General features: G+C 63.7%; 16 protein-coding genes and 1 tRNA gene. 10 read left to right on the top strand and 7 right to left on the bottom strand.

What is annotated here, in order from left to right:
- Positions 1-70: 70 nt before the first annotated feature.
- Entirely contained in the window at positions 71-2,215 is a 2,145-nt protein-coding gene (locus tag BR00_RS03110; protein ID WP_496476154.1) for an HD domain-containing phosphohydrolase, read from the top strand.
- On the opposite strand, the gene BR00_RS03105 is transcribed toward BR00_RS03110, so the two are convergent.
- Positions 2,197-3,348 (bottom strand): iron-containing alcohol dehydrogenase, encoded by a 1,152-nt coding sequence (locus BR00_RS03105; protein ID WP_496476153.1) that lies wholly within the window; start codon positions 3,346-3,348, stop codon positions 2,197-2,199. The genes BR00_RS03110 and BR00_RS03105 overlap by 19 nt on opposite strands.
- A 211-nt stretch (positions 3,349-3,559) precedes the next feature.
- Positions 3,560-3,654, bottom strand: a tRNA-Sec gene (locus tag BR00_RS03100).
- 161 nt (positions 3,655-3,815) lie between these two features.
- Here BR00_RS03100 and ftsH point away from each other — a divergent pair.
- The 9 genes from ftsH (at position 3,816) to BR00_RS03055 (ending at position 15,726) form a co-directional block, all read left to right on the top strand.
- Complete coding sequence (ftsH, locus tag BR00_RS03095) at positions 3,816-5,663, top strand: ATP-dependent zinc metalloprotease FtsH (RefSeq protein ID WP_496476152.1); 1,848 nt, start codon at positions 3,816-3,818, stop codon at positions 5,661-5,663.
- Positions 5,664-6,509 (top strand): dihydropteroate synthase, encoded by an 846-nt coding sequence (gene folP / locus BR00_RS03090; RefSeq protein WP_496476151.1) that lies wholly within the window; start codon positions 5,664-5,666, stop codon positions 6,507-6,509.
- Positions 6,506-7,267 carry a diadenylate cyclase CdaA gene (gene cdaA, locus BR00_RS03085; RefSeq protein ID WP_496476150.1) on the top strand — a complete coding sequence of 254 codons (762 nt, stop codon included), beginning with the start codon at positions 6,506-6,508 and terminating at the stop codon, positions 7,265-7,267. The genes folP and cdaA overlap by 4 nt, the downstream gene beginning before the upstream one ends.
- Positions 7,264-8,169 (top strand): CdaR family protein, encoded by a 906-nt coding sequence (locus BR00_RS03080; RefSeq protein ID WP_496476149.1) that lies wholly within the window; start codon positions 7,264-7,266, stop codon positions 8,167-8,169. The genes cdaA and BR00_RS03080 overlap by 4 nt, the downstream gene beginning before the upstream one ends.
- On the top strand, positions 8,166-9,524 hold the full coding sequence (gene glmM / locus BR00_RS03075; RefSeq protein WP_496476148.1) for a phosphoglucosamine mutase: 1,359 nt from the start codon (positions 8,166-8,168) through the stop codon (positions 9,522-9,524). Before BR00_RS03080 ends, glmM begins: the two co-directional genes overlap by 4 nt.
- A 64-nt stretch (positions 9,525-9,588) precedes the next feature.
- Positions 9,589-10,461, top strand: a complete 873-nt coding sequence (gene galU / locus BR00_RS03070; RefSeq protein WP_496476147.1) for a UTP--glucose-1-phosphate uridylyltransferase GalU — start codon at positions 9,589-9,591, stop codon at positions 10,459-10,461.
- 35 nt (positions 10,462-10,496) lie between these two features.
- Positions 10,497-12,797, top strand: a complete 2,301-nt coding sequence (gene priA, locus BR00_RS03065; RefSeq protein ID WP_496476146.1) for a replication restart helicase PriA — start codon at positions 10,497-10,499, stop codon at positions 12,795-12,797.
- A gap of 14 nt (positions 12,798-12,811) precedes the next feature.
- Positions 12,812-14,194, top strand: a complete 1,383-nt coding sequence (asnS, locus tag BR00_RS03060; protein WP_496476145.1) for an asparagine--tRNA ligase — start codon at positions 12,812-12,814, stop codon at positions 14,192-14,194.
- Positions 14,195-14,364: 170 nt separating this feature from the next.
- Positions 14,365-15,726, top strand: a complete 1,362-nt coding sequence (locus tag BR00_RS03055) for an APC family permease (protein WP_496476144.1) — start codon at positions 14,365-14,367, stop codon at positions 15,724-15,726.
- Positions 15,727-15,785: 59 nt separating this feature from the next.
- On the opposite strand, the gene BR00_RS03050 is transcribed toward BR00_RS03055, so the two are convergent.
- From BR00_RS03050 to gcvPA, 5 genes are all read right to left on the bottom strand, one after another.
- Complete coding sequence (locus BR00_RS03050; RefSeq protein WP_496476143.1) at positions 15,786-16,490, bottom strand: metal-dependent hydrolase; 705 nt, start codon at positions 16,488-16,490, stop codon at positions 15,786-15,788.
- Complete coding sequence (locus BR00_RS03045) at positions 16,487-16,966, bottom strand: macro domain-containing protein (RefSeq protein WP_496476142.1); 480 nt, start codon at positions 16,964-16,966, stop codon at positions 16,487-16,489. The genes BR00_RS03050 and BR00_RS03045 overlap by 4 nt, the downstream gene beginning before the upstream one ends.
- An 80-nt stretch (positions 16,967-17,046) precedes the next feature.
- On the bottom strand, positions 17,047-18,177 hold the full coding sequence (locus BR00_RS03040) for a sensor histidine kinase (protein WP_496476141.1): 1,131 nt from the start codon (positions 18,175-18,177) through the stop codon (positions 17,047-17,049).
- A 45-nt stretch (positions 18,178-18,222) separates the two neighbouring features.
- Positions 18,223-19,713 carry an aminomethyl-transferring glycine dehydrogenase subunit GcvPB gene (gcvPB, locus tag BR00_RS03035; protein WP_496476140.1) on the bottom strand — a complete coding sequence of 497 codons (1,491 nt, stop codon included), beginning with the start codon at positions 19,711-19,713 and terminating at the stop codon, positions 18,223-18,225.
- The gene (gcvPA, locus tag BR00_RS03030) at positions 19,710-21,041 is read right to left on the bottom strand and encodes an aminomethyl-transferring glycine dehydrogenase subunit GcvPA (RefSeq protein WP_496476139.1); all 1,332 of its coding nucleotides are present in this window, start codon (positions 21,039-21,041) and stop codon (positions 19,710-19,712) included. The genes gcvPB and gcvPA overlap by 4 nt, the downstream gene beginning before the upstream one ends.
- Positions 21,042-21,048 lie beyond the last annotated feature (7 nt).

Raw genomic sequence — 21,048 nt, 5'->3', positions numbered from 1 at the left:
TTTTCCATTGACCCCAAGTCCGTCTCCTCGGTAGTGGATGGGAACCTTTTTCCGAATCCTGGGAGGCAGCATGGAAGTGTTGGTGCGCGGGGTGCGCGGCTCCATTCCGGTGGCATCGGCCTCCACGCAGCGCTACGGCGGCAATACCACCTGCGTGGAGGTGCGTCTGGGCGAGGAACTTTTGGTCATCGACGCCGGCTCGGGCATCCGCGCCCTGGGCGAAGAGATCATGACCGCGGGTCCGGTGCGGCTGCACTTGTGCTTCACCCACGCTCACTGGGACCATCTTCTGGGCTTTCCCATGTTCGCGCCCATTTTCTCTCCGCACACCGAACTCCACATCCATGCCCCGCGCACCATCGGCGGCAGCGGCGTTCAGGCGGTGCTCTCCGGGATCATGGACCGCCGCTACTTTCCAGTGAAATTCGAGAGCCTGCCGGCCCAGATCACGATCCACGAATTCGAACCCGGGGAGTCGTTTTCCGTGGGCTCGGCCCAGGTGACCACCTGTCCTACGGTGCACCCGGGCGGCAACGTGGCCTATGCCATCACCCACGATGGGTGGCGGTTTGTCTTTACCGGGGATCACGAATGGCGGCCCAATGCCACGGACGCCCTCTCCCGCGGGATGGAGCGCTTTCTCGAAGGCGCCACCGTGGCCCTGGTGGACGCCCAGTACACCGAGGACGAGTACGCCGTGCGGCAGGGCTGGGGGCATTCGGCCATGGACGCCTGGCCGCAGCGTGCGGCCCGCGCCGGGGTGCACACCTTGCTTTTGAGCCACCACGACCCGGCGCGCAGCGACGAAGACGTGGAAGCCCTGGAAGACTTGGTGCGTCGGCGCTTCGCGGACCTTCCCGTCGATATCCGCATGGCGGCCGAAGGCATGCGCATCGGCCGCTGGGAAACGGGCGCCGTGGAGGTGCACCACGAACCGGTGCCGCAAAAGTGCCAGCCTTTTGCCATGGAAAACACCGCCCAAGGGGTGCTTGCCTGGCTCAATAGCCTCACCCAGGAGCTCAGCCGCTACGCGGACATGGGCGCGCTGTTGGACCGTATTCTCCTGGAAGGCCGGCGTATTACCAGCGCCGACGCCGGCACGATTTTTCTCGCGGAAAGCGGGGGGCTCTCTTTTGCCTACACGCAGAACGACACCCTGTTCCCTGGGTCTGCGGCGAGCAAATACGTCTATGTCAATGCAGTGCTCCCCTTGGATTCGTCCTCGGTGGCCGGGCACGTGGCCTCGACGGGTAAAGCCGTCAACATCCCGGATATGTACCATATCCCCGCGAGCGAGCCGTACCGCTTCAACGACGCTTTTGACCGAAAGACGGGATATCGGACGGTATCGACCCTCACGGTGCCCATCTTCGGCCAAAAAGGCCGTATCCTTGGGGTCATGCAGCTCATCAACAGCATGGAGGACGGAAAACCTCGGCCGTTTACCATCGGCATGCAGATGCGGGTGAATCTCCTCGCGGCCCAGGCGGGCGCGGCCTTGGAGCGCGGACTCATGACCCAGGCCTTGCTGTTGCGTATGCTCAAGATGGCGGAGTTGCGCGATCCACGGGAGACCGGGGCGCACGTGCAGCGGGTCGGGGCGTACGCCGCGGAGATCTACCACCGCTGGGCCGAACGCCACGGTGTGGACCCTGATGAGCTGCGCTACACCAAGGGCAAGATCCGTACGGCGGCCATGCTTCACGATGTGGGCAAGGTGGGGATCCCGGATGCGGTCTTGAAAAAGCCTGGGCGCCTGAACGACGAGGAACTCAGGATCATGCGTTCCCACTGCGTGCTTGGCGCTGCTCTCTTTGCCGATGGCTCTTGGGACGTGGATGATCTGGTGCGCGACGTGATCCTGCACCACCATCAGAAGTGGGACGGCACCGGCTACACCGGCTCGGAGGAGCCGCCCCTGGCAGGCGAGGCTATCCCGCTGGTGGCACGCATCGTGGCCGTGGCCGATGTGTACGACGCCTTGTGCTCCCGGCGATGCTACAAAGAGGCCTGGAGTCCGGAAGACGCGGTGGCCATCATCCGCAAAGACGCCGGCACCCACTTCGACCCGGAGGTCGTTTCCTGTTTCGAGGAGATCTTCGAGACCATCGAGGCCATCCGCGCCCGCTATCCCGACGAGCCCGGCGGAAGCGGCCAATCCAGCCAATCCGCTCTTGGTTCGAGCAGTGGCGTGTGTCAGCGCCCCAGGGCCTGATGGAGGACGGCCTCCAAGGTGGGAATGTCCAGGGAGACCGGGTTGCCCCGCATGCTCGATGCCCGGGCCGCCTTGGCGGCCGCCTCGGGCACTTGGGCGGCGGTGAGGCCTAGGTCTCCAAGATTGCGCACGCCAATGTCGGCGCAGAGGGCGCGGACCGTCTCCACCCCGGCCATGGCGTCGTGGCCGCAGCCCAAAAGGGCGCTGATCTCCGCGTAGCGATCCAGTGCCGGGTGGCTGGGATGCGTCGCGCGCAAGGCGGTAATGTTGGCCTCCATGACGTGGGGCAGCAGGGCGGCGCAGATCTCCCCGTGGGCCGCGCCCAGCATGGCGCCGAGGGGGGCGGCAAAGCCGTGCACGGCCCCCAGTTTGGCGTTGGCCAGGGCCATGCCGGAAAAGAGACTGGCCAGGGCCATGTCGGTGCGCGCATGGAGGTCCGTTCCGTGGTGCACGGCCTGGCGCAGGGAGCGGGCGGCCCGCATGATGCCGTCCCGGCACAAGGGGTCCGTGAGCGGGCTCGCAGCGCAGGACACGAAGGCTTCGATGAGCTGGGTGAGGGCGTCCATGCCTGTGGCCGCGGTCTGCGCCGGGGGAAGTGTCTGGGTGAGCTCTGGGTCCACCACGGCCAGACGTGGGATCATGGCCGGGGCCCGCAGGCTGACCTTGACCTCGTGCTCCGGACAGAGGAGCACGGCGTTGGCCGTGACCTCGGCCCCGGTCCCTGCCGTGGTGGGTACGGCGATCATGGGGAGCGGCGGCGTGGTAAGGGGCTTGGCCCGGCCCACCACCTCCAGGTAGTCGAAGACGTCCCCGGTGTTGGCGATGAGTGCAGCCAGGGCCTTGCCCGCGTCGAGAACGCTTCCCCCGCCCACGGCCACCACCACGTCGCAGCCGTGCTCGCGGGCCCTGAGTGCTTGCGCGGCGATGGCCGGGGCTTCGGGCTCCCGGCGCACCGGCAGGGTGTGCACGTCCTCCATGACGGCGCGCAGCCCATCCAGGAGCCACGCGCTCCGTTCGTGGCGCCCTCCAGTGACGAGAAGACAGCGTCGCCCCAGACGGGCGGCGTGCTCGGGAATCTGGGTGCGGACCTTGGGGCCGAAGAGGACGTGTGCGGTGGCGAAAGAAAAGCCCATAAGACCTCCGGGGGATGCAGGGCGGGGGCGGCGTGCGCACAGCCGCTTTTGCCTGCGGCAGCGTGGGGAAAGGAGGGACGGACGTGGCGCCTTTGCGCATTGGTGGTCCCTGCTGGCAGCAGGGGGCACGCCGAAACAAGGGGCAGCGAGGACCGATCGCGCGTAGGTCGTCGGGGGAAAAACGTCGGGAGGCGCTGCGCGTCACGAAGGATGGCGGAAGTGCATAGGAGTCGAACCTACCGAAGACTTCGTCAGCCTTCCACCGGTTTTGAAGACCGGGCCGCCCACCGGGACGAACGCACTTCCGCGTGGGGGAAGGCACTACCGATGCCCTGGTGGGAAATCAAGGGGGCGCAAAAGGAGTTTTGCCCCTTGTCTTTCTCGGGGGCGCACATAAAGATATCGCTTCGGTGGTCCTTGATGGCTTTTTTCGAATGTGGTCGTGATTTTTTGCAAGGAGCAGCAGTTTGAACAGTTTTTCCAAGAATCTTGCTCTGTGGGCCATTATCTGTCTGGTGATGGTGGTGCTTTTCAACATGTTTCAGCAGCCGCCGGCCCCGGTGAATGAACTGACGTATACCGAATTCCTCGCTAAGGTTCGCGCCGGGGAGGTCATGAGTGTACGCATCCAGGGGCCGAAAATCACTGGGATGCTCACCAGTGACGGTAAGTTCTCCACCTACGCCCCCGATGACCCCAAACTGGTGGAAACGCTGGTGGATGCAGGAGTCCAGGTGAAAGCCGAGCCTCAGGAGGAGGCCCCGTGGTATGTGACGGTGCTCGTATCCTGGTTTCCCATGCTGCTTTTGATCGGCGTGTGGATCTTTTTCATGCGCCAGATGCAGGGGGGCGGGGGCAAGGCCATGTCTTTTGGTCGTTCGCGGGCGCGGATGATCACCCAGGAGGACACCAAGGTCACCTTCGCCGATGTGGCCGGGGTGGACGAGGCCAAGGAAGAGCTCCAGGAGGTGGTGGATTTTCTGAAGGATCCCAAAAAATTCACCCGTCTGGGGGGGCGCATCCCCAAGGGGGTGCTCCTGGTGGGCTCTCCGGGCACGGGCAAGACGCTTCTGGCCCGGGCCGTAGCCGGAGAGGCTGGAGTGCCGTTTTTCTCCATCTCCGGCTCGGATTTCGTGGAGATGTTCGTGGGCGTGGGCGCCGCGCGGGTGCGGGACCTGTTTGTCCAGGGGAAGAAGAATGCGCCGTGCCTCATCTTCATTGACGAGATCGACGCTGTGGGCCGGCAGCGCGGGGCAGGGCTCGGCGGCGGCCACGACGAGCGCGAGCAGACCCTGAACGCCCTCTTGGTGGAGATGGACGGCTTTGAGTCCAACGAAGGCGTCATCCTCATCGCGGCCACCAACCGCCCGGACGTTCTCGACCCGGCGCTCTTGCGGCCGGGCCGTTTCGACCGCCAGGTGGTGGTGCCCAATCCCGATTTGGGCGGCCGCCTCAAGATTTTGCAGGTGCACACCAAACGGACGCCGCTGGCTCCGGACGTGGACTTGGAGACCTTGGCCCGCGGTACCCCAGGCTTTTCGGGCGCGGATTTGGAGAACTTGGTCAACGAGGCGGCCCTGCACGCGGCCAAACTCGGTCAGGACAAGGTGGCCATGCACAACTTCGAAGAGGCCAAGGACAAGGTGCTCATGGGGAAAGAGCGGCGTTCCATGATCCTCTCGGAAGAGGAAAAACGCACCACCGCCTACCACGAGGCCGGGCATACCCTGGTGGCCAAAAGCCTGCCCGGCACGGATCCAGTGCACAAGGTCACCATCATTCCCCGCGGCCGCGCTCTGGGGGTGACCATGCAGCTGCCTGGTGAAGACCGGCACACCTATTCCAAAACCTACCTCCAAAACAACCTGGCGGTGCTCTTTGGCGGCCGGGCCGCGGAAGAGCTGGTGTGTAGCACCATCACCACCGGGGCGGGCAACGACATCGAGCGGGCTACGGCCCTCGCCAAGCGCATGGTCTGTGAGTGGGGCATGAGCGACGAGTTCGGTCCCATGGCCTTGGGCAAGAAGGACGAGCAGGTTTTTCTCGGCCGGGACATCACCCATATCAAGGACTACAGCGAAGAGACCGCACGCCTCATCGATCAGGAAGTGCGCCGCATCCTCTCCGAGGCCTATGGCACGGCGAAGCGTATCCTGGAGGAGCAGCGCGCGGTGCTCGAAGCCTTGGCCCAAGCCTTGGTGGAGCGGGAGACCCTCACCGGCGAGGAGGTGGACCTCATCATGCACGGCAAGGAGCTCCCCCAGGCGGAGGAGTTTGCCTTGGAAGAGGAAAACGACGTCTCGGGAGATGCGTAAGTGACTTCGTCCGTATGGGTCCTTCGGGGGGGCTGGCGCTTGCACGCCCAGCCCTTTGCCGTGGTGGGGATCGTCAACGCCACTCCGGATTCCTTTTATGACGGCGGCAAGCACGCGGATACGGAGGCCGCGGTGGCCCATGGTCTGGCCTTGGCTGCTCAGGGCGCGGACATGCTTGATGTGGGCGGGGAGAGCACCCGCCCTTTTGCCGACCCCGTACCTGTGGACGAGGAGCTCACCCGTGTGGTGCCTGTGGTGCGCGCCCTGGATGCGGCTGCGCCGGAGATCCCTGTGGCCGTGGACACGGTGAAGGCGGAGGTGGCCCGACAGGCCTTGGATGCTGGGGCCGTGGCCGTCAACGACGTCTCGGCCATGGGCGTGGACCCGGCGCTGGCGGACGTCCTTGCCCAGTATCAGCCCGGATACGTACTCATGCATGCCCAGGGTACGCCGCGGACCATGCAGGTGGCTCCGCACTACGAGGATGTGGTGGAGGAGGTATTGCGCTTCTTCGAAGCGAAGTTGGCGGTGCTCACCCGTTTTCTCCCCGAGGACCGTATCGTCCTCGATCCGGGCATCGGTTTTGGCAAGACTCTGGAGCACAACCTGGCCTTGCTGCGCGCGGTGGACCGCTTCGCCGCCTTGGGTCGACCTCTGTACATCGGCATCTCGCACAAGTCCCTGTGGAAAGGGCTCCTTGGTCGGGAGGTGGGCGAGCGTCTGCCCGCCACCGTGGCTGCCACAGCGGTGCTCGGGCTGCGGGGGGTGGCCTTCCACCGGGTCCATGACGTGGGTGCGTGCCGGGACGCGCTCACGGTGGCCGCAGCCCTGGGGGGAGAGCGGTGACGAGCTGGAGTTTTGCCGTCGGCAATTTGCAGGTCACCTGGCGGGATGTCCTGGACATCCTCATCGTTGGGTACATCTTTTTCCGCTTGATGCTCATGATCAAGGGGACCCGCGCCGTGAGCGTGGTCTACGGCCTCGTCCTCGTGGTGGCCTTGTATTTCGCCGCTGGCAAGCTGGGACTCTACACCTTGCATTGGCTGCTCGGCAATTTTCTTGGCTCGCTTTTTTTGGTGGTCATCATTTTATTTCGCCGGGATATCCGCAAGGCCCTGGCCGTCATGGGAGCGACCACCATTTTCCGGCGTGAGGCCATGGAAGAAAATTGCATGGATGAGCTCATCCTGGCCTTGGTGGCCATGGCCAAAAAACGTATCGGTGCTTTGGTCATCCTGGAGCGCAACATCCCGTTGGGGGATGTGGTGTCCGGAGGAGTGGAGATCGGCGGCCGGCTGACCCGGGACTTGCTTTTGACCATTTTCCATCCCGACACCCCGCTGCATGACGGCGCGGTGCTCGTGCGGGGCGGTCGCATCGAAATGGCGGCCTGTATTCTCCCCCTGGCCACTGGTCTCAAACACGAGGCCACGTTGGGCACGCGGCACCGGGCGGCCATCGGAGTCACGGAGGAGACCGACGCCGTGGCCCTGGTGGTCTCGGAAGAGAGGGGGACGATCTCCTTGGCGGTAGGCGGACGGATTACCAGTAGTCTCAACGAGGTACGCTTGAAGAAGGTCCTCTCGGCGGCGATGCGGCGATGATGCGCGATTGGATATACCGTTTCTTGGCCTTGGTGATGGCCATTTTTTGTTGGTACTTGGTCTCAGGCCAGGAAAAGGTGGAGACGTGGCTGGACGTGGCTGTGGAGTTCGTCAACCTCCCGCCGCGCATGGAGGTGGTGTCTGGCTTTCCCTCCAAGGTGCAAGCCCGGGTGCGGGGCACGAGCAATCAGGTGCGTGCCTTGGGAGACGTGCGGTTGGCCTACAAGATCGATCTTTCCACGGTGCGGCCCGGGAAAAACGTGGTGCCGCTCGTGCCGGAAAACATGCCGCTCACCTCCGCGGTGGAGATCGTGGAGTTCAATCCCTCGCGTCTGGAATTCGAAGCCGATGTGCAGGAGCAGAAAGAAGTCCCGGTGCGTCTCGATTGGAGCGGCGAGCCTGGACCGGATATGCGCGTGGTCAACGCCACGGTGGACCCCGAGAAGGTAGTGGTCACCGGCCTGGCGAGCGCCTTGAAAAACTTGAAGGCCATTCGCACCGAGGCGGTCACCGTGGAGCCTGGAGACAGGCGCGAGGTGTCGGGCCGGGTCCGCTTGGTGTTGCCTGCGGGGGTCCGGGCCGAGGTAGGCTCTGTGGCCTACAGTCTGCGGTTTGCGCCCATCAGCCAGGAAGTGTGGATCAAGTTTTCCGTGGAGTCCGTCTCCCGTGACGTTGCGTTTACCCTGGAGCCCCGAACCGTCCGGGCCCGTTTGGAGGTGCCGGTGGCGCTGTTGCGGGACAAAGACTGGCGCGACAAGCTCCATCTGCGTGTGGATCCTGGGACGGGCCTTGCCCCGGGTGAATATGCGTTCGTCCCGGTGCTCGATGCCCCGGAAGACGTCCGCGTCCTGGAGCTGCGGCCTGAGAAGGTGACGGTCATCGTCAAAGAGGAGAACCCATGACCCAACGACTTTTTGGCACCGACGGCATCCGCGGTCGGGTCAACGAATATCCCATGCAGCCGGAATTGGTGGTGCGTTTGGGCCTGGCTGCGGGCGAGTATTTTCGCAACGGCAAAAAACGGCACCGCGTGGTCATCGGCAAGGATACCCGGCTTTCGGGGTATGTGTTCGAGACAGCGCTGACCTCGGGTCTGTGTGCCGCAGGCATGGACGTCTACCTCGTGGGACCGCTGCCGACGCCAGCTATCAGCTTTTTGACCCGCAACATGCGCGCCGACCTTGGGGTGGTCATCTCCGCCTCCCACAATCCGTATCAGGATAACGGCATCAAGTTTTTCGATAAAGACGGCTTCAAGCTCCCCGATGAGGTGGAAGACGCCCTCGCCGCCATGGTGCTCGACCGGCATCATGCCTGGAAGACCCCTGCCCATGACGAGGTGGGCCGGGCGCGGAAGATCGAGGACAGCCCCGGCCGCTACATCGTGCACCTCAAAAATTCGTTGCCTTCCGGCATGACCTTGGATGGTCTGCGCATCGTGCTCGATTGTGCCAACGGTGCGGCCTACCGGGTGGCGCCATTGGTGTTGGAGGAGCTCGGCGCCACGGTAATCCCCTTGGGGGTGGAGCCCAACGGCGTCAATATCAACCAGGGCTGCGGTTCCCTGCACCCGGAACACATGGTGCAAGCGGTGCGCGCGCACAAGGCGGATTTGGGCTTGGCCCTGGATGGCGATGCCGACCGGCTCATCGTGGTGGATGAGCAGGGGGTGGTGCTCGACGGCGATCAGATCTTGGCCATCTGCGCCGACGAGATGCTGCGCCTTGGGGACCTTGCGGGCAATACCGTGGTGGCCACGGTCATGAGCAACATGGCCTTGGAGGTGTTTCTCCAAGGCCTGGGGGCGCAGCTCATGCGCACCCAGGTGGGCGACCGCTACGTGGTGGAGGCCATGCGCCGTGGCGGGTTTGTGCTCGGCGGCGAGCAGTCCGGGCACATCATCTTTTTGCGCCACGCCACCACGGGCGATGGGCTGCTCGCCGCGCTGCAGTTGGTGCGCATCATGGTGGCCCGGCAGCGCCCGCTTTCGGAGATGGCCCGCCTGCTGACGCCGTTTCCCCAGAAATTGGTGAACGTGCCGGTGGCGCGCAAGCTTCCCTTTGCCGAGGTCCCGGAAGTCACTGCGGCCATGACCGCAGCCGAAGGAGCGCTGCGCGGTCGCGGCCGGGTGCTTTTGCGCTACTCCGGGACCGAGCCGGTACTGCGGGTGATGGTGGAGGCCGATGATCCGGCTGTGGTGGAGCACTGGTGCCAGGAGCTCTGCGCGGCAGTGGACGCCGGTCTTGGGGAGAGATAGACAGGACGACGGGTAATCGGCGCAAGTGTGCGCCATGAAGGCGTGTTACGGTAAGGAGCGGTTCATGCAGGTGCGCAAGGTAGTCATTCCCGTGGCGGGGTGGGGGACTCGGTCCCTGCCGGCGACCAAAAATCTCCCCAAGGAAATTTTGCCGGTATTTCGCAAGCCTGCCATTCAATACATCGTGGAGGAGGCCATTGCCTCGGGCCTCTCAGATGTGGTCTTCGTCAACCAGCAGAACAAACGTATCATCGAGGACCACTTCGACCACAACCTCTCTTTGGAGCAGTACCTGGAGCGTACCGGCAAGACTGCGCTCCTGGAAGAGGTACGGCGGGTGGCGGAGATGGCCAATGTCATCGTGGTGCGCCAAAAAGAGCAGCGTGGGTTGGGGCATGCGGTAGCCTGTGCCCGGGAGGTCATCAAAGACGAGCCCTTTGCCGTCATGGTGGGCGATGACCTCATGTTCCATCGCGATCCCGGTATCCATCAGCTCCTCGAGGTCTTCCACAACGAGCACATGCCTGTGGTGGGGGTCATGGAGGTGCCGCGGGACAAGGTCTCCCGGTACGGAATCATCGATGCCGAGGAATACGCCCCGGGCCTGTACCGCATCCGCGGGGTGCTCGAAAAACCTTCTGCCGATACCGCGCCTTCGCGGCTGGCCATCGTGGGCCGCTACGTGCTCACCCCGGAGGTGTTCACCCACTTGGAGGCCGCAGCCCCGGACGCCAGCGGCGAGATCCAGCTCACCGACGCCCTGGAGGGGCTGGCGCGTCAGAACCGCTTGCTGGCGGTGAAGCTCTACGGCCAGCGCTTCGACATCGGCGACTGGGTGGACTACCTGGCGGCCAACATCTATTTTGCCCTTCAGGACGACGAACTCCACGACGACCTCTCCGCCCGGCTGCGGGATTTCCTGCCGCCGGCGCGCTAACCTCGGGGCGGGGTCCTCCCCGCCCTTTCCTATCCATGTCCCATCCTGTATTGTGCTCCGTTGACGTATTGGCGGCGCCGTATGCCCGCTACACCTATGCACTGCCGCCGCACTTTCCCGGACGTCTCTGGCAGCGGGGGATGCGGGTGCTCATCCCGTTGGGCCGGCGTTTGGTGGTGGGGGTGCTTGCGGCCTTGGAGGCGGAAACGCCCCCTGGAGCGCTGCGTTCGGTGCTCCTTCCCTTGGACCGAGAACCCTTGCTGGACGCCGCCTACCTGCAGATGGTGGAGGCCTTGGCCGTGCGTCAAATCCAGACTCCAGGCGAGGTGCTCGCACGGCTCCTTCCCGCGCCGTTGCGCCAGGTGCCGCGGTTGCGTTTGGATGGCGGGGCGTTTGCGCCACAGCGTCTTTTGGATGCCGAGGCTGCCCTTCAGGTCGCCGAGGCGTTTGTGGATGGGGCGCTCACGGTGGACGTTCCGGCGCAGGCGGCGCGGGTCGTGGTGGAGCTGGCAAGCCCGCCCCCATGGCCCATCCGCCCCCGGGCCGAGCGGCAGCGGGCCGTTCTGCGACATCTGGATCTCCATGGGCCGTGCACGCGGGAACACCTGCGGCAGGTCTTGGGGCCGGAATGCCTGGCTGCGCTGCCTGCTTTGATTGCTCGGGGCCTGGTGCGGCTGGTGGAGGAAGATTTTTCGCAGCCGGCGCAGTGTCCAGCCCAGGCGCCTGTGGCCCTCAATGGGGAGCAGCAGCAGGCGGTGGCGGAGCTTGGCGCGCTTTTACGCCGTCCTTCGGCGGCCACGGCGCTGCTCTTCGGAGTCACAGGCAGCGGCAAGACCGCGGTCTACCTGCGTTTGGTGGAGCAGGTGCTCGCGGAGGGCGGCCAGGCCATGGTCCTGGCGCCGGAAGTGGCCTTGGCCCTGAAGCTCGCCGGCGAGGTGCAGGCCGCTTTTCCCCATGCCCCCGTGCTGGTATATCATGGATATTTGTCCCCGGCGCGGCGGGCGCGTCTTTTTGCCGAGGCGCGGTCCCTTGCCGGACCGGCAGTGGTGGTGGGCACCCGTTCGGCCTTGTTCTTGCCCGTGCGCCCCCGGCTCATCGTGCTGGATGAGGAGCACGACGCTTCCTTCAAGCAGGACGAGGGGCTGGGCTATCAGGCCAAGGAAGTGGCCCATGCCCGCATTGCCGCGACAGCGGGGCTTTTGCTCTTGGGGTCCGCCACGCCGGACATCAAAGTGTACCACGCCGCCCAGGAGGGACGGATTCACCTGGTGCGGCTCTCCCAGCGCGCCAATGCCCAGCCGGTGCCCCGGGTGGACTTGGTGGACATGCGGCCCCATGGGGACGCCGTCTTTGCCCCGCAGGTGCGCGCTGCCGTGGATGCAGCCCTCGAGCGGGATGAGCAGGTGGTCATCCTCCACAACCGTCGGGGATACGCCCCCATTCTCGTGTGCCGGGGGTGCGCGGAGCCGGTGCGCTGCCCGCAATGCCGCATCTCGCTCACCTGGCACAAGTCCCGGGAGATTTTGCTCTGTCACTACTGCGGTTTTCACCTGGAGTTTCCACTCTTGTGTCCCACGTGCCGGGGAGGGGACTTCGATCCCTTGGGCGAGGGTACGGAGCGGTTGGAAGAATGGTTGCGCCGCGAACTCCCTTCAGAAGTGGCGGTGGCGCGCCTGGACCGGGACACCGGCCGCCGGCCCGAGCGTATTCAGGAGACCTTGGACGCGTTCTCCCAGGGAAAAACTCAGGTGCTGGTGGGGACCCAGATGCTCTGCAAAGGCCACCACTTTCCGGGCGTCTCGCTGGTCGTGGTGGTGGACGGGGATTTGGGGCTCAACCTACCGGATTTTCGTGCGGTGGAGCGCTCGTTTCAGATGCTGGTGCAGGTGGCGGGCCGGGCAGGCCGTGGGGAAGTGCCGGGACAGGTGTTTGTGCAGACCCGCAATCCCGAGCATCCGTGCTGGCAGTTCGTGGCCCATGCGGACTTCGAGGGCATGTACCGGTCCGAGTTGGCCATGCGCCGGGCCATGGGGTATCCGCCCTTTGTGAAGCTGGCCTTGGTGCGCCTTTCCATTCCTGCCCAGGGCGGGGATGTGGCCATGGTGGGGCGGGTGGGCGCGGCCTTGCGGGAGGCGGCCCGGCGCCATCAGGTGACCGTCCTTGGCCCGGCCCCGGCACCCTTGGCCATGCTGCGCGGCAGAAGACGTTTCCATTGCCTGCTCAAGGGGGACGACTGGCCGCGGTTGCGCGCCGTATGCCAGGCGGGTATGGCGCAGGCGCGTCGAGACAAGCACATCCGCATGTCCGTGGATTTCGACCCTGTGGACATGCTTTGAAAAAGGAGTCTATCATGCAACGAGCGTTGATCGCGGATGTGGTGCATGCGGATGCACCGATGGAATCAGTAACGGTCATGGGGTGGGTCCGCACCAAGCGGGAGAGTAAAGACTTTGCCTTTCTGGAGATCAATGACGGTTCCTGCCTGAAAAACCTTCAAGTGGTGGTGGATGCCGGGGTGCCTGGATGGGAAGATCTGCCCAGGATCCTGACCGGCGCTTCCATTCAGGTGCGCGGCGCCGTGGTCCCCTCTCCTGGCAAAGGGCAGCGCTGGGAAGTGCGCGCCCAGGAAGTCGCCGTCATCGGCGAAGCCGGCCCCGAATACCCGCTGCAGAAAAAGCGCCACACGGACGAATTTTTGCGCACCATTGCCCATCTTCGCCCGCGCACCAACAAATACGGCGCCCTGTATCGCATCCGCGCCCGTCTTGCCCATGCGGTGCATCAGTATTTCCATGACCATGGCTTCTATTTGGTGCACGCACCCATCATCACCGGCTCGGACTGTGAGGGGGCGGGGGAAATGTTCCAGGTGACCACCTTGCCCCTGGAGGCCGTTCCTCTGGAAAAGGGGGCGGTGCGCTATGAGGACGACTTCTTTGGCCGTCCTGCATCGCTCACCGTCTCCGGACAGCTTGCCGCCGAGAATTTGGCCTGCGCCTTGGGGCGGGTCTACACCTTTGGCCCCACCTTCCGGGCGGAAAACTCCAACACCCCCAAGCACGCGGCCGAGTTCTGGATGATTGAGCCGGAGATGGCCTTCGCCACCCTTGCCGATGACATGGATCTGGCCGAAGACCTGGTGCGCAGCATGGCGCGGTATGCGCTTGCGCACTGCGCCGAAGACCTGGCCTTGTTCGCCCAATTCGTGGAGCCGACCTTGATGGCCACCCTGGAAAACGTGGCCACCAAACCCTTCGTGCGCATGCCGTACGCCGAGGCCATGGAGGTCTTGGGGCGCAGCGGCAAGGAGTTTCAGTTCCCGGTGGGCTTTGGCCATGACCTGCAGACCGAGCACGAGCGCTATTTGACGGAGGAGTACTGCAAGGCTCCGGTCATCGTCTACGACTACCCCAAGGAGATCAAAGCATTCTATATGCGCATGAATGACGATGGGCGCACCGTGGCCGCCATGGACCTTCTGGTGCCGCGCATCGGCGAACTCGTTGGCGGCAGCGCCCGCGAAGAGCGCCTTGACGTGCTTTCTCGCCGCATGGAAGAGCTGGGCATGCCGCAAGAAGAATACTGGTGGTACTTGGATCTCCGGCGTTTTGGTACAGTGCCGCACGCAGGATTCGGCATGGGCTTCGAGCGTCTGCTCATGCTCATTACCGGCGTAAGCAATATCCGCGACGTCATTCCCTTCCCGAGAACCCCAAAACACTTGGAGTTTTAGAGAGCACGTTTCCGTGGCGGCCTCAGGTATCGAGGGGGACGTTGGTCCGCGGACCATCTGACATAATAATTCTTTGAATTTTCAAACAATCTTTTCTCACAAACCTTGACCTCTCGCGCCGCCAGGCATACGGGGCGGCGTTTTCATGTTGGTGAATCCAGGGAGCGTGTATGGAACAAACACTGCAAAAGAAATTTGGCTTGTGTACCGCCATTGCCATGGTTGTGGGTATCGTCATCGGCAGTGGCGTCTTCTTCAAGGCGGAAAAGATTCTCGTGGCCACGGGCGGGGATCTGCTTTTGGGGATTTACGCCTGGCTTTTGGGGGGGATGATCATGATCTCCTGCGCCGCCACCTTCGCGGTCATGGCCACCAAGTATGCGCGGGTGAACGGCATCGTGGATTATGCCGAGGCGGCGCTCGGAAGAACCTACGGATATTATGTGGGGCTGTTCATGGCGCTCATCTATTATCCCACGCTGACATCGGTGCTGGCTTGGGTATCGGCGCGATATACGGCGGTACTTTTCGGTTGGGACATCACCGGCGGTGCGTGTATGACGCTTTCCGCCATGTATTTGGTGGGAAGCTACGCCCTCAATGCCTTGAGCCCCGTGCTCGCTGGACGTTTTCAGGTGTCCACGACCATCATCAAGCTGATCCCCCTGGCGCTTATGGCCGTAGTGGGGACTATTTATGGCCTCAATACCGGCATGCTCGCCTTCAACTTCGAGAACGTCGTCCACGAAGTGGATTTTTGGCATGGGCTCTTTGTGGCGGTGGTGGCCACGTCTTTTGCCTATGAAGGCTGGATCATCGCCACGAGCATCAATGCGGAACTCAAGAACGCCAAGCGCAACCTACCCATTGCGTTGATGTTGGGCACATTCATCGTGATGCTGGTCTATATTTTGTATTATGTGGGATTGGCAGGCACCATTGCCAGCGAAACCTTGATGGCCGGGGCGCAGGAAGGCGTCCGTACGGCATTTTCCGTCATTTTCTCGCAGCGGGCCGGCACCGTGCTGTTTGTGTTTATCATCATCTCCTGTTTGGGAACCCTCAATGGATTGATGCTCGGGTGCACCCGCGGCGTGTATTCCGTGGCCGTGCGCAGCAGCAGCAAAGTAACGCCGATGTTTCGGCAGATCGATCCCATCACCAACATGCCGGTGAACTCCGCGACCTTCGGTTTGCTGCTTTGCGGAGTATGGCTGGTGTTTTTTTACGGCGCCAATCTGACCACGCCGTGGTTTGGATTTTTTTGCTTCGATTCTTCGGAGCTTCCCATCGTCACCCTGTACGCCATGTATATTCCTATTTTCTTGATGTTCATGCGCAACGAGACGGCGCTTTCTTGGGGGAAGCGTTTTGCGCTGCCTGTTTTGGCTATCGTGGGCAGCGCCTTTATGATCTATGCGGCCTATTTTTCCCACGGCAGCGCCGTGTTTGCGTATTTGATCATTTTTGCGGTGGTGCTGGCGCTGGGGCGGATGCTGCTTGGCCCTTCCGTAGAGCTGGAAGCGGCTTGAGCGGCGTTCGGGATGCGTGAAGATCGGCTCCGTGGCCCGGAAGTTCCGGGCCGCGGAGTTTATTTTTTGGTTTCGCGGGCAGGAATGGGTGTAGGTTCGCCCACCGGGAGCTCCCAGAGGACGTCTTCCAGGCCGAGTTTGCCAAGCTCCGAGCGAAAGCGTTGGGTGTTTTGTTCCAGCACCGGGAAGGAACCCCAATGCATGGGGCACACGCGTTTGGCCCGCAGCATCAGGGTGGCCAGGGCGGCCTGGGCGGGATCCATGGTGAAGACCCCGCCGATGGGAAGCAAGGCCACATCGATGGTATAGAGCTTGCCCCACAAAGCCATGCTGGAAAACACCGTCGTGTCGCCAGCGTGGTACACGGTGGTGCCGTCTTCGAGCTCGACGATGAATCCCACCGGGTGGCCGACGCTGCAGGAATGGAAGGCCTGAGTCATGGTGATGCGGATACCGTCGTATTCCACAGTGCCGCCCATGTTGAAGCCGATGCCGTTGAGCACCTGGTCTTGAGGGAGCCCCTGCTGCATCAGGCTGCCCGCCAATTCCACGATGGCCCCGAGCTTTGCCCCGGTGTGGCGGCAGATCTCCATGGCTTGTCCCACGTGGTCCGCGTGATCGTGGGTGACCAGCACGAGGTCCGGCCGTACTTCTGGGGAGGCCTTGGGGGCGGAGGGATTTTCCAGCCAGGGATCGATGGCGATGGTATGCTTGGGCGTGGTGATGACAAAGGCCGCGTGGCCGAGCCAGGTGATGTGGTTCATGGCTGCTCCTTGATGGTGGTGTCGTGACGGAAGACCACCAGGGTGTGGTCTTCGCCTTTCAGTTCTTGGTCGATGATGGCGGCGATGCGCTCCCAATCGCCGCCGCCGAAACCGGCGCCGATCTTGGGGTATCCAATGCGTTTGCCCGAGAAGCGTTTTTTGATTTGCCGAAAGGCGCTGGCCACGGCGTCGTAGTCCACCAGGGGGCCGTCGCCATACCAATGGTATTGGGTATAGGCGTTGACGATGGTCAGTTCCCCATGGCGGGTGCGCACGGAGGCGGTGGAAATGGAACCGAGCTTTTTGCGGTCCCCGCTGATGGTGCGGCTGTCGGCAAGGTAGGCCTCGGGGAACGTGTCGCGGATGGCCTTGGCGATGCCTGCTTCCATCATGCACATGCAATTGCAGCCGTGGACGATGACGTCAAAGGCCCCTTGCAGGGCCAAGGCGATGAGGTCTCCGGAGACGATCTGCATGGCCGCCCTCCCGTTGGGTCATGTTTGGCTTGTCTCCTTATGCCAAAAGCAAGGGCATCACAAGGCCAAAGCAGGAGAAATCATTGGGGTGTCTCTGCGTCTTCCTGCGGGGCCAAGGGATGGCGCAGCGGCAGGCGCACGGTGAAGGTGGTGCCTGCTGTGGGAGAGGAGGTGAAGTGGATGCTTCCGGCCAGATAGTTTTCCACGAAAAGGCGCACGCCATAGGTGCCGAAGCCGCGGCCCGCGCCCTTGGTGGAGTGGCCGCGCTGGAAGATACGGGCTTGGACCTCCGCAGGGATGCTCCCTGGGTTGTGGACCGCGATGCGGGCGAACGCCCCTTCTGGAGCGACGGTGATGGTGATGGTCGCCCCTTCGCTGCTGGCCTCCAAGGCGTTTTTGAGCAGGTTTTCCACGATGCGGGTGATGAGCTGCGGGTCCGAGACCACGGGCAGGGATGCTGGGGCCTGGATGGCGAGGTGTTTATCTTTCGCGAGGGGATGGGGACGGTGGATGGCCACCAGTTGCCGACACAAGGCCGCCAGGTCCACGGGATCGAGAGCAGCGGAAAACGTGCCGCGCTCTGCAGCGTGCAGGGTCTTGTAGGCCTGGATTTCCCGCGTCATGTCCCAGGCGCGCTCCAGGACCATGGTGAGCAATTCATCCATTTCTCCGGAATGTTGCTCGGTGAGCAGGGTGAGCGCGCCCACCAAGGCGTTCATGCCGTTGAGCAGGTCGTGGAAGAAGAGCCGCTCGAACATTTCGTGCTCAGTGGCGTCGTTGTCAGGGAGCAGCGAGAAGAGGGCGAAGGAAGTGAAGCCCACGTGAAAAGGGGCCACGGTGACTTGTGCGTTGATGGCCTGGAGGCGTCCTGCTTCGGTGCGGTGGAGAAAGGCCGTGCGTATGCGTGCGCGTGTGCTTTCGCGAAAGGCCTGGGCCAGGGCCTGGGCCGCCCCGCATTGGCGGCAGGACTCGGTGGTGCCGCAACCTTCGCCAACGCCGGAGTGGACGCAGGCCAGGGCTTCGCCTGGGCGTTTCCCCACGAGGGCGTCTTCGGAGTTGGCGGTGCCAAAGGAGAGAAAGCTTGGGCTCGCCAGAAGAATTTGCCGGGTATGGGTGACGATGGCCCAGGGTGTTTCGAGGAGATGGAGGAGCCGGAGGTCTCGGTAGCGCGGCAGGATCTCCCGCCACAAGAGCAGGAGATCCGGCCGCATGCGCTCTGCAGAAAGGAAGTGGGTGAGCGGGCGCATGGTCGTGGGTTATGCGGACTCGGGGTGGATGGGCTCGGACGCCGCTGCGAGTCCCGCGTCGTCGGTAAGCTCCATGGCCCGGGCTGCGCGCACTTCGTCGAGCCGCGTGATGGGAAGCCGCGTGGGCGCCGCGTGGAGGGCGTCCGGATTTTCCCGGGCTTGGCGCAGGATGTCCACCAGGTCGTCCACGAAACGGTCCAGGGTTTCCTTGCTCTCGGTCTCGGTGGGCTCGATCATGAGGCATTCTTTGACGATGAGCGGGAAGTAGATGGTGGGCGCGTAGTGGCCGCGGTCGAGCAGCGCCTTGGCGATATCCAGGGCTCGCACCCCACAGGAGGCGGCCAGCTCCGCCGCTGAGGCCACGAATTCGTGCATACAGGTGCGGTCATAAGGAATTTCCAGGTGTCCCCGCAGCCGGGCGCGGAGATAGTTGGCCGCCAGCACCGCATTTTCCGATACCCGAACGATCCCCTCGCGGCCCAGGCGCAGCATGTAGGCGTAGGCTTTGAGGATGACCCCGAAGTTGCCGTAGAAGGGCGCGATGTAGCCAATGGATTTGGGGTAGTCGTAGTCGAGGGAGAACTGGCCGTCGTCGAGCTTCACCACCCGCGAGATGGGCAGATACGGCTCCAGACGCTGGCTGACTCCCACTGGGCCGGCCCCCGGACCGCCGCCGCCGTGCGGGGTGGCGAAGGTCTTGTGGAGATTCACGTGCACCACGTCGAAACCGGCATCGCCCACCCGCATCTTGCCCATGATGGCGTTGAGGTTGGCCCCGTCGTAGTAGAGGAGACCATCCACGCTGTGGACGAGCTCCACGATGCGCGGCAAATTGCGTTCGAAAAGCCCCAGGGTGTTGGGGCAGGTCATCATGAGCCCCGCCACTTCGTCGTCCAGGACCTTTTCCAGCTCCGCGGGGTCGATGATGCCGTCGTGGGAGGGGATGGACACCACGTGGTAGCCGGCGATGGCCGCGGAAGCGGGGTTGGTGCCGTGGGCCGAGTCCGGAACGATGATCTTGGTCTTGGTGTTCCCTTTGTCGCGGTGGTAGGCGGCCATGAGCATGACGCCGGTGAGCTCCCCGTGGGCCCCGGCCAGGGGCTGCAGGGTGAAGGCGTGCATGCCGGTGATGGCGCAGAGGAAGCGTTCGGTCTCGTAAAGGACCTCCAGCGCCCCCTGGGTGAGATGTCCGGCGCCGCGCAACTGGGGGACCAGGGGATGCAAGGAGGTGAATCCCGGATGGCTGGCGGCCACTTCGGTGAACTTGGGGTTGTACTTCATGGTGCACGACCCCAAGGGGTAGAAATTGCCATCCACGCTGAAATTCAACCGCGAGAGCTCCGTGAAATGGCGGACCGTGTCCAACTCCGAGAGCTCAGGCAGCGCTGGCGCGTCGTCGCGCAGCAGGGTGGGATCCAGCAGGGCCGCAGGCTCGGTCTTGGGCGCCTGGGGCCAGACCCCGGGACGGCCGGGACGGGATTTGGCGAACACGGTCTTCACAGGGCACCTCCGATGTATTCAGCCAGGATGCCGATGTCCTGACGCGAAGTCTTTTCCGTACACGCCACCAGCAGATGGTTCTCCAGGCCAGGGTAGTAGCGGCCCAGGGGAAATCCCGGCACGATGTTCTTGGCGAGGAGGGAGTCGATGATGGCATAGGCCCGCACCGGCAGCTCGACGGTGAACTCGTTGCCAAAGGGGCCTTGGTTGTAGATGCGCACTCCGGGCAGGGCCTCCAGGCGCCGGGCCGCGTAGTGGGCGCGCTCCATGGAGATTTGGGCGGTGCGTCGCAGCCCTTCCGGCCCCAGAAGGCAGACGTAGATCAGGGCGCGCAGGGCGCACAGGGCCTGGTTGGAACAGATGTTGGAAGTGGCCTTGTCGCGGCGGATGTGCTGCTCGCGGGCTTGCAAGGTGAGTACGAACCCGCTCTTGCCGTTGGTGTCCACCGTGCGGCCCACCACCCGGCCCGGCATCTGGCGCACCAATGCCTTGCGGCAGGTCATGATCCCCAAATACGGCCCGCCGAAGGAAAGCGGCAGCCCCAGGCTCTGGCCCTCGGCCACGGCCACGTCCGCCCCCATGGCCCCGGGGGTGCGCAGCACGCTTTGGAGAATGGGATAGACGGAGAGTATGGACACCGCGCCGTACTTGCGGGCAGTGGCGCAGAGGTCGGTATAGTCGTGGACGGTGCCGAAGAAGTTGGGGTTTTGGACGATGACTGCGGCGGTGGCGTCATCGATGGCTGCGCTCAGGGCCCCCAGGTCTGCCACCCCTTCCTGCTGCGGGACCGTGACGAGTTCCAGGTGCAGGTTGGTGGTGTAGCTTTTGAGCATCACCCGGTAGATGGGGTTCACGCACTCGGAGATGACGATGCGGGTGCGCTTGGTGTGGCGCACGGCCATCATGATGGCCTCGTAGAGGGCGGTGCCGCCGTCGTAGAGGGAGGCGTTGGCCACATCCATGTCCATGAGCCGGGCCATGGCGGTTTGGTACTCAAAGATGGCCTGGAGGATGCCCTGGGAGGCTTCGGCCTGATAGGGGGTGTAGGCGGTGACGAATTCGCTCCTGCCCGCCAGGGCGTCTACTGCTGCAGGAATGGCGTGGTCGTAGAATCCCGCGCCCAAAAAGGAGAGAAGATCGGTGCTGTTCTTGGCCGCCAGTTGGGCGAGATGGCGTAGGACGTGGTCTTCGCTTTTTCCAGCGGGCAGGTCCAACTCCGGGGCCCGCAGGGATGCGGGGATGTCGGCGAAGAGTTCTTCGATGGAAGCGGCGCCGATGGCCTCCAGCATGGCCTGCTGATCTTCCGGCGTGTGCGCAATGTATGGCATGACGCGC

Source organism: Thermodesulfomicrobium thermophilum DSM 16697, assembly GCF_059568695.1.
Note: the sequence above shows the minus strand (reverse complement) of the source record. Positions and strands in the feature narration are given on the sequence as shown.

What these genes read in the sequence shown, in the direction of transcription:
- BR00_RS03055 (WP_496476144.1), top strand. Translation starts at nt 14,365, where the DNA reads ATGGAACAAACACTGCAAAAGAAATTTGGCTTGTGTACCGCCATTGCC.
- BR00_RS03040 (WP_496476141.1), bottom strand. Translation starts at nt 18,177, where the DNA reads ATGCGGCCGGATCTCCTGCTCTTGTGGCGGGAGATCCTGCCGCGCTAC.
- BR00_RS03080 (WP_496476149.1), top strand. Translation starts at nt 7,264, where the DNA reads ATGATGCGCGATTGGATATACCGTTTCTTGGCCTTGGTGATGGCCATT.
- asnS (WP_496476145.1), top strand. Translation starts at nt 12,812, where the DNA reads ATGCAACGAGCGTTGATCGCGGATGTGGTGCATGCGGATGCACCGATG.
- BR00_RS03050 (WP_496476143.1), bottom strand. Translation starts at nt 16,490, where the DNA reads ATGAACCACATCACCTGGCTCGGCCACGCGGCCTTTGTCATCACCACG.
- glmM (WP_496476148.1), top strand. Translation starts at nt 8,166, where the DNA reads ATGACCCAACGACTTTTTGGCACCGACGGCATCCGCGGTCGGGTCAAC.
- galU (WP_496476147.1), top strand. Translation starts at nt 9,589, where the DNA reads ATGCAGGTGCGCAAGGTAGTCATTCCCGTGGCGGGGTGGGGGACTCGG.
- priA (WP_496476146.1), top strand. Translation starts at nt 10,497, where the DNA reads ATGTCCCATCCTGTATTGTGCTCCGTTGACGTATTGGCGGCGCCGTAT.
- BR00_RS03105 (WP_496476153.1), bottom strand. Translation starts at nt 3,348, where the DNA reads ATGGGCTTTTCTTTCGCCACCGCACACGTCCTCTTCGGCCCCAAGGTC.
- gcvPA (WP_496476139.1), bottom strand. Translation starts at nt 21,041, where the DNA reads ATGCCATACATTGCGCACACGCCGGAAGATCAGCAGGCCATGCTGGAG.
- BR00_RS03045 (WP_496476142.1), bottom strand. Translation starts at nt 16,966, where the DNA reads ATGCAGATCGTCTCCGGAGACCTCATCGCCTTGGCCCTGCAAGGGGCC.
- BR00_RS03110 (WP_496476154.1), top strand. Translation starts at nt 71, where the DNA reads ATGGAAGTGTTGGTGCGCGGGGTGCGCGGCTCCATTCCGGTGGCATCG.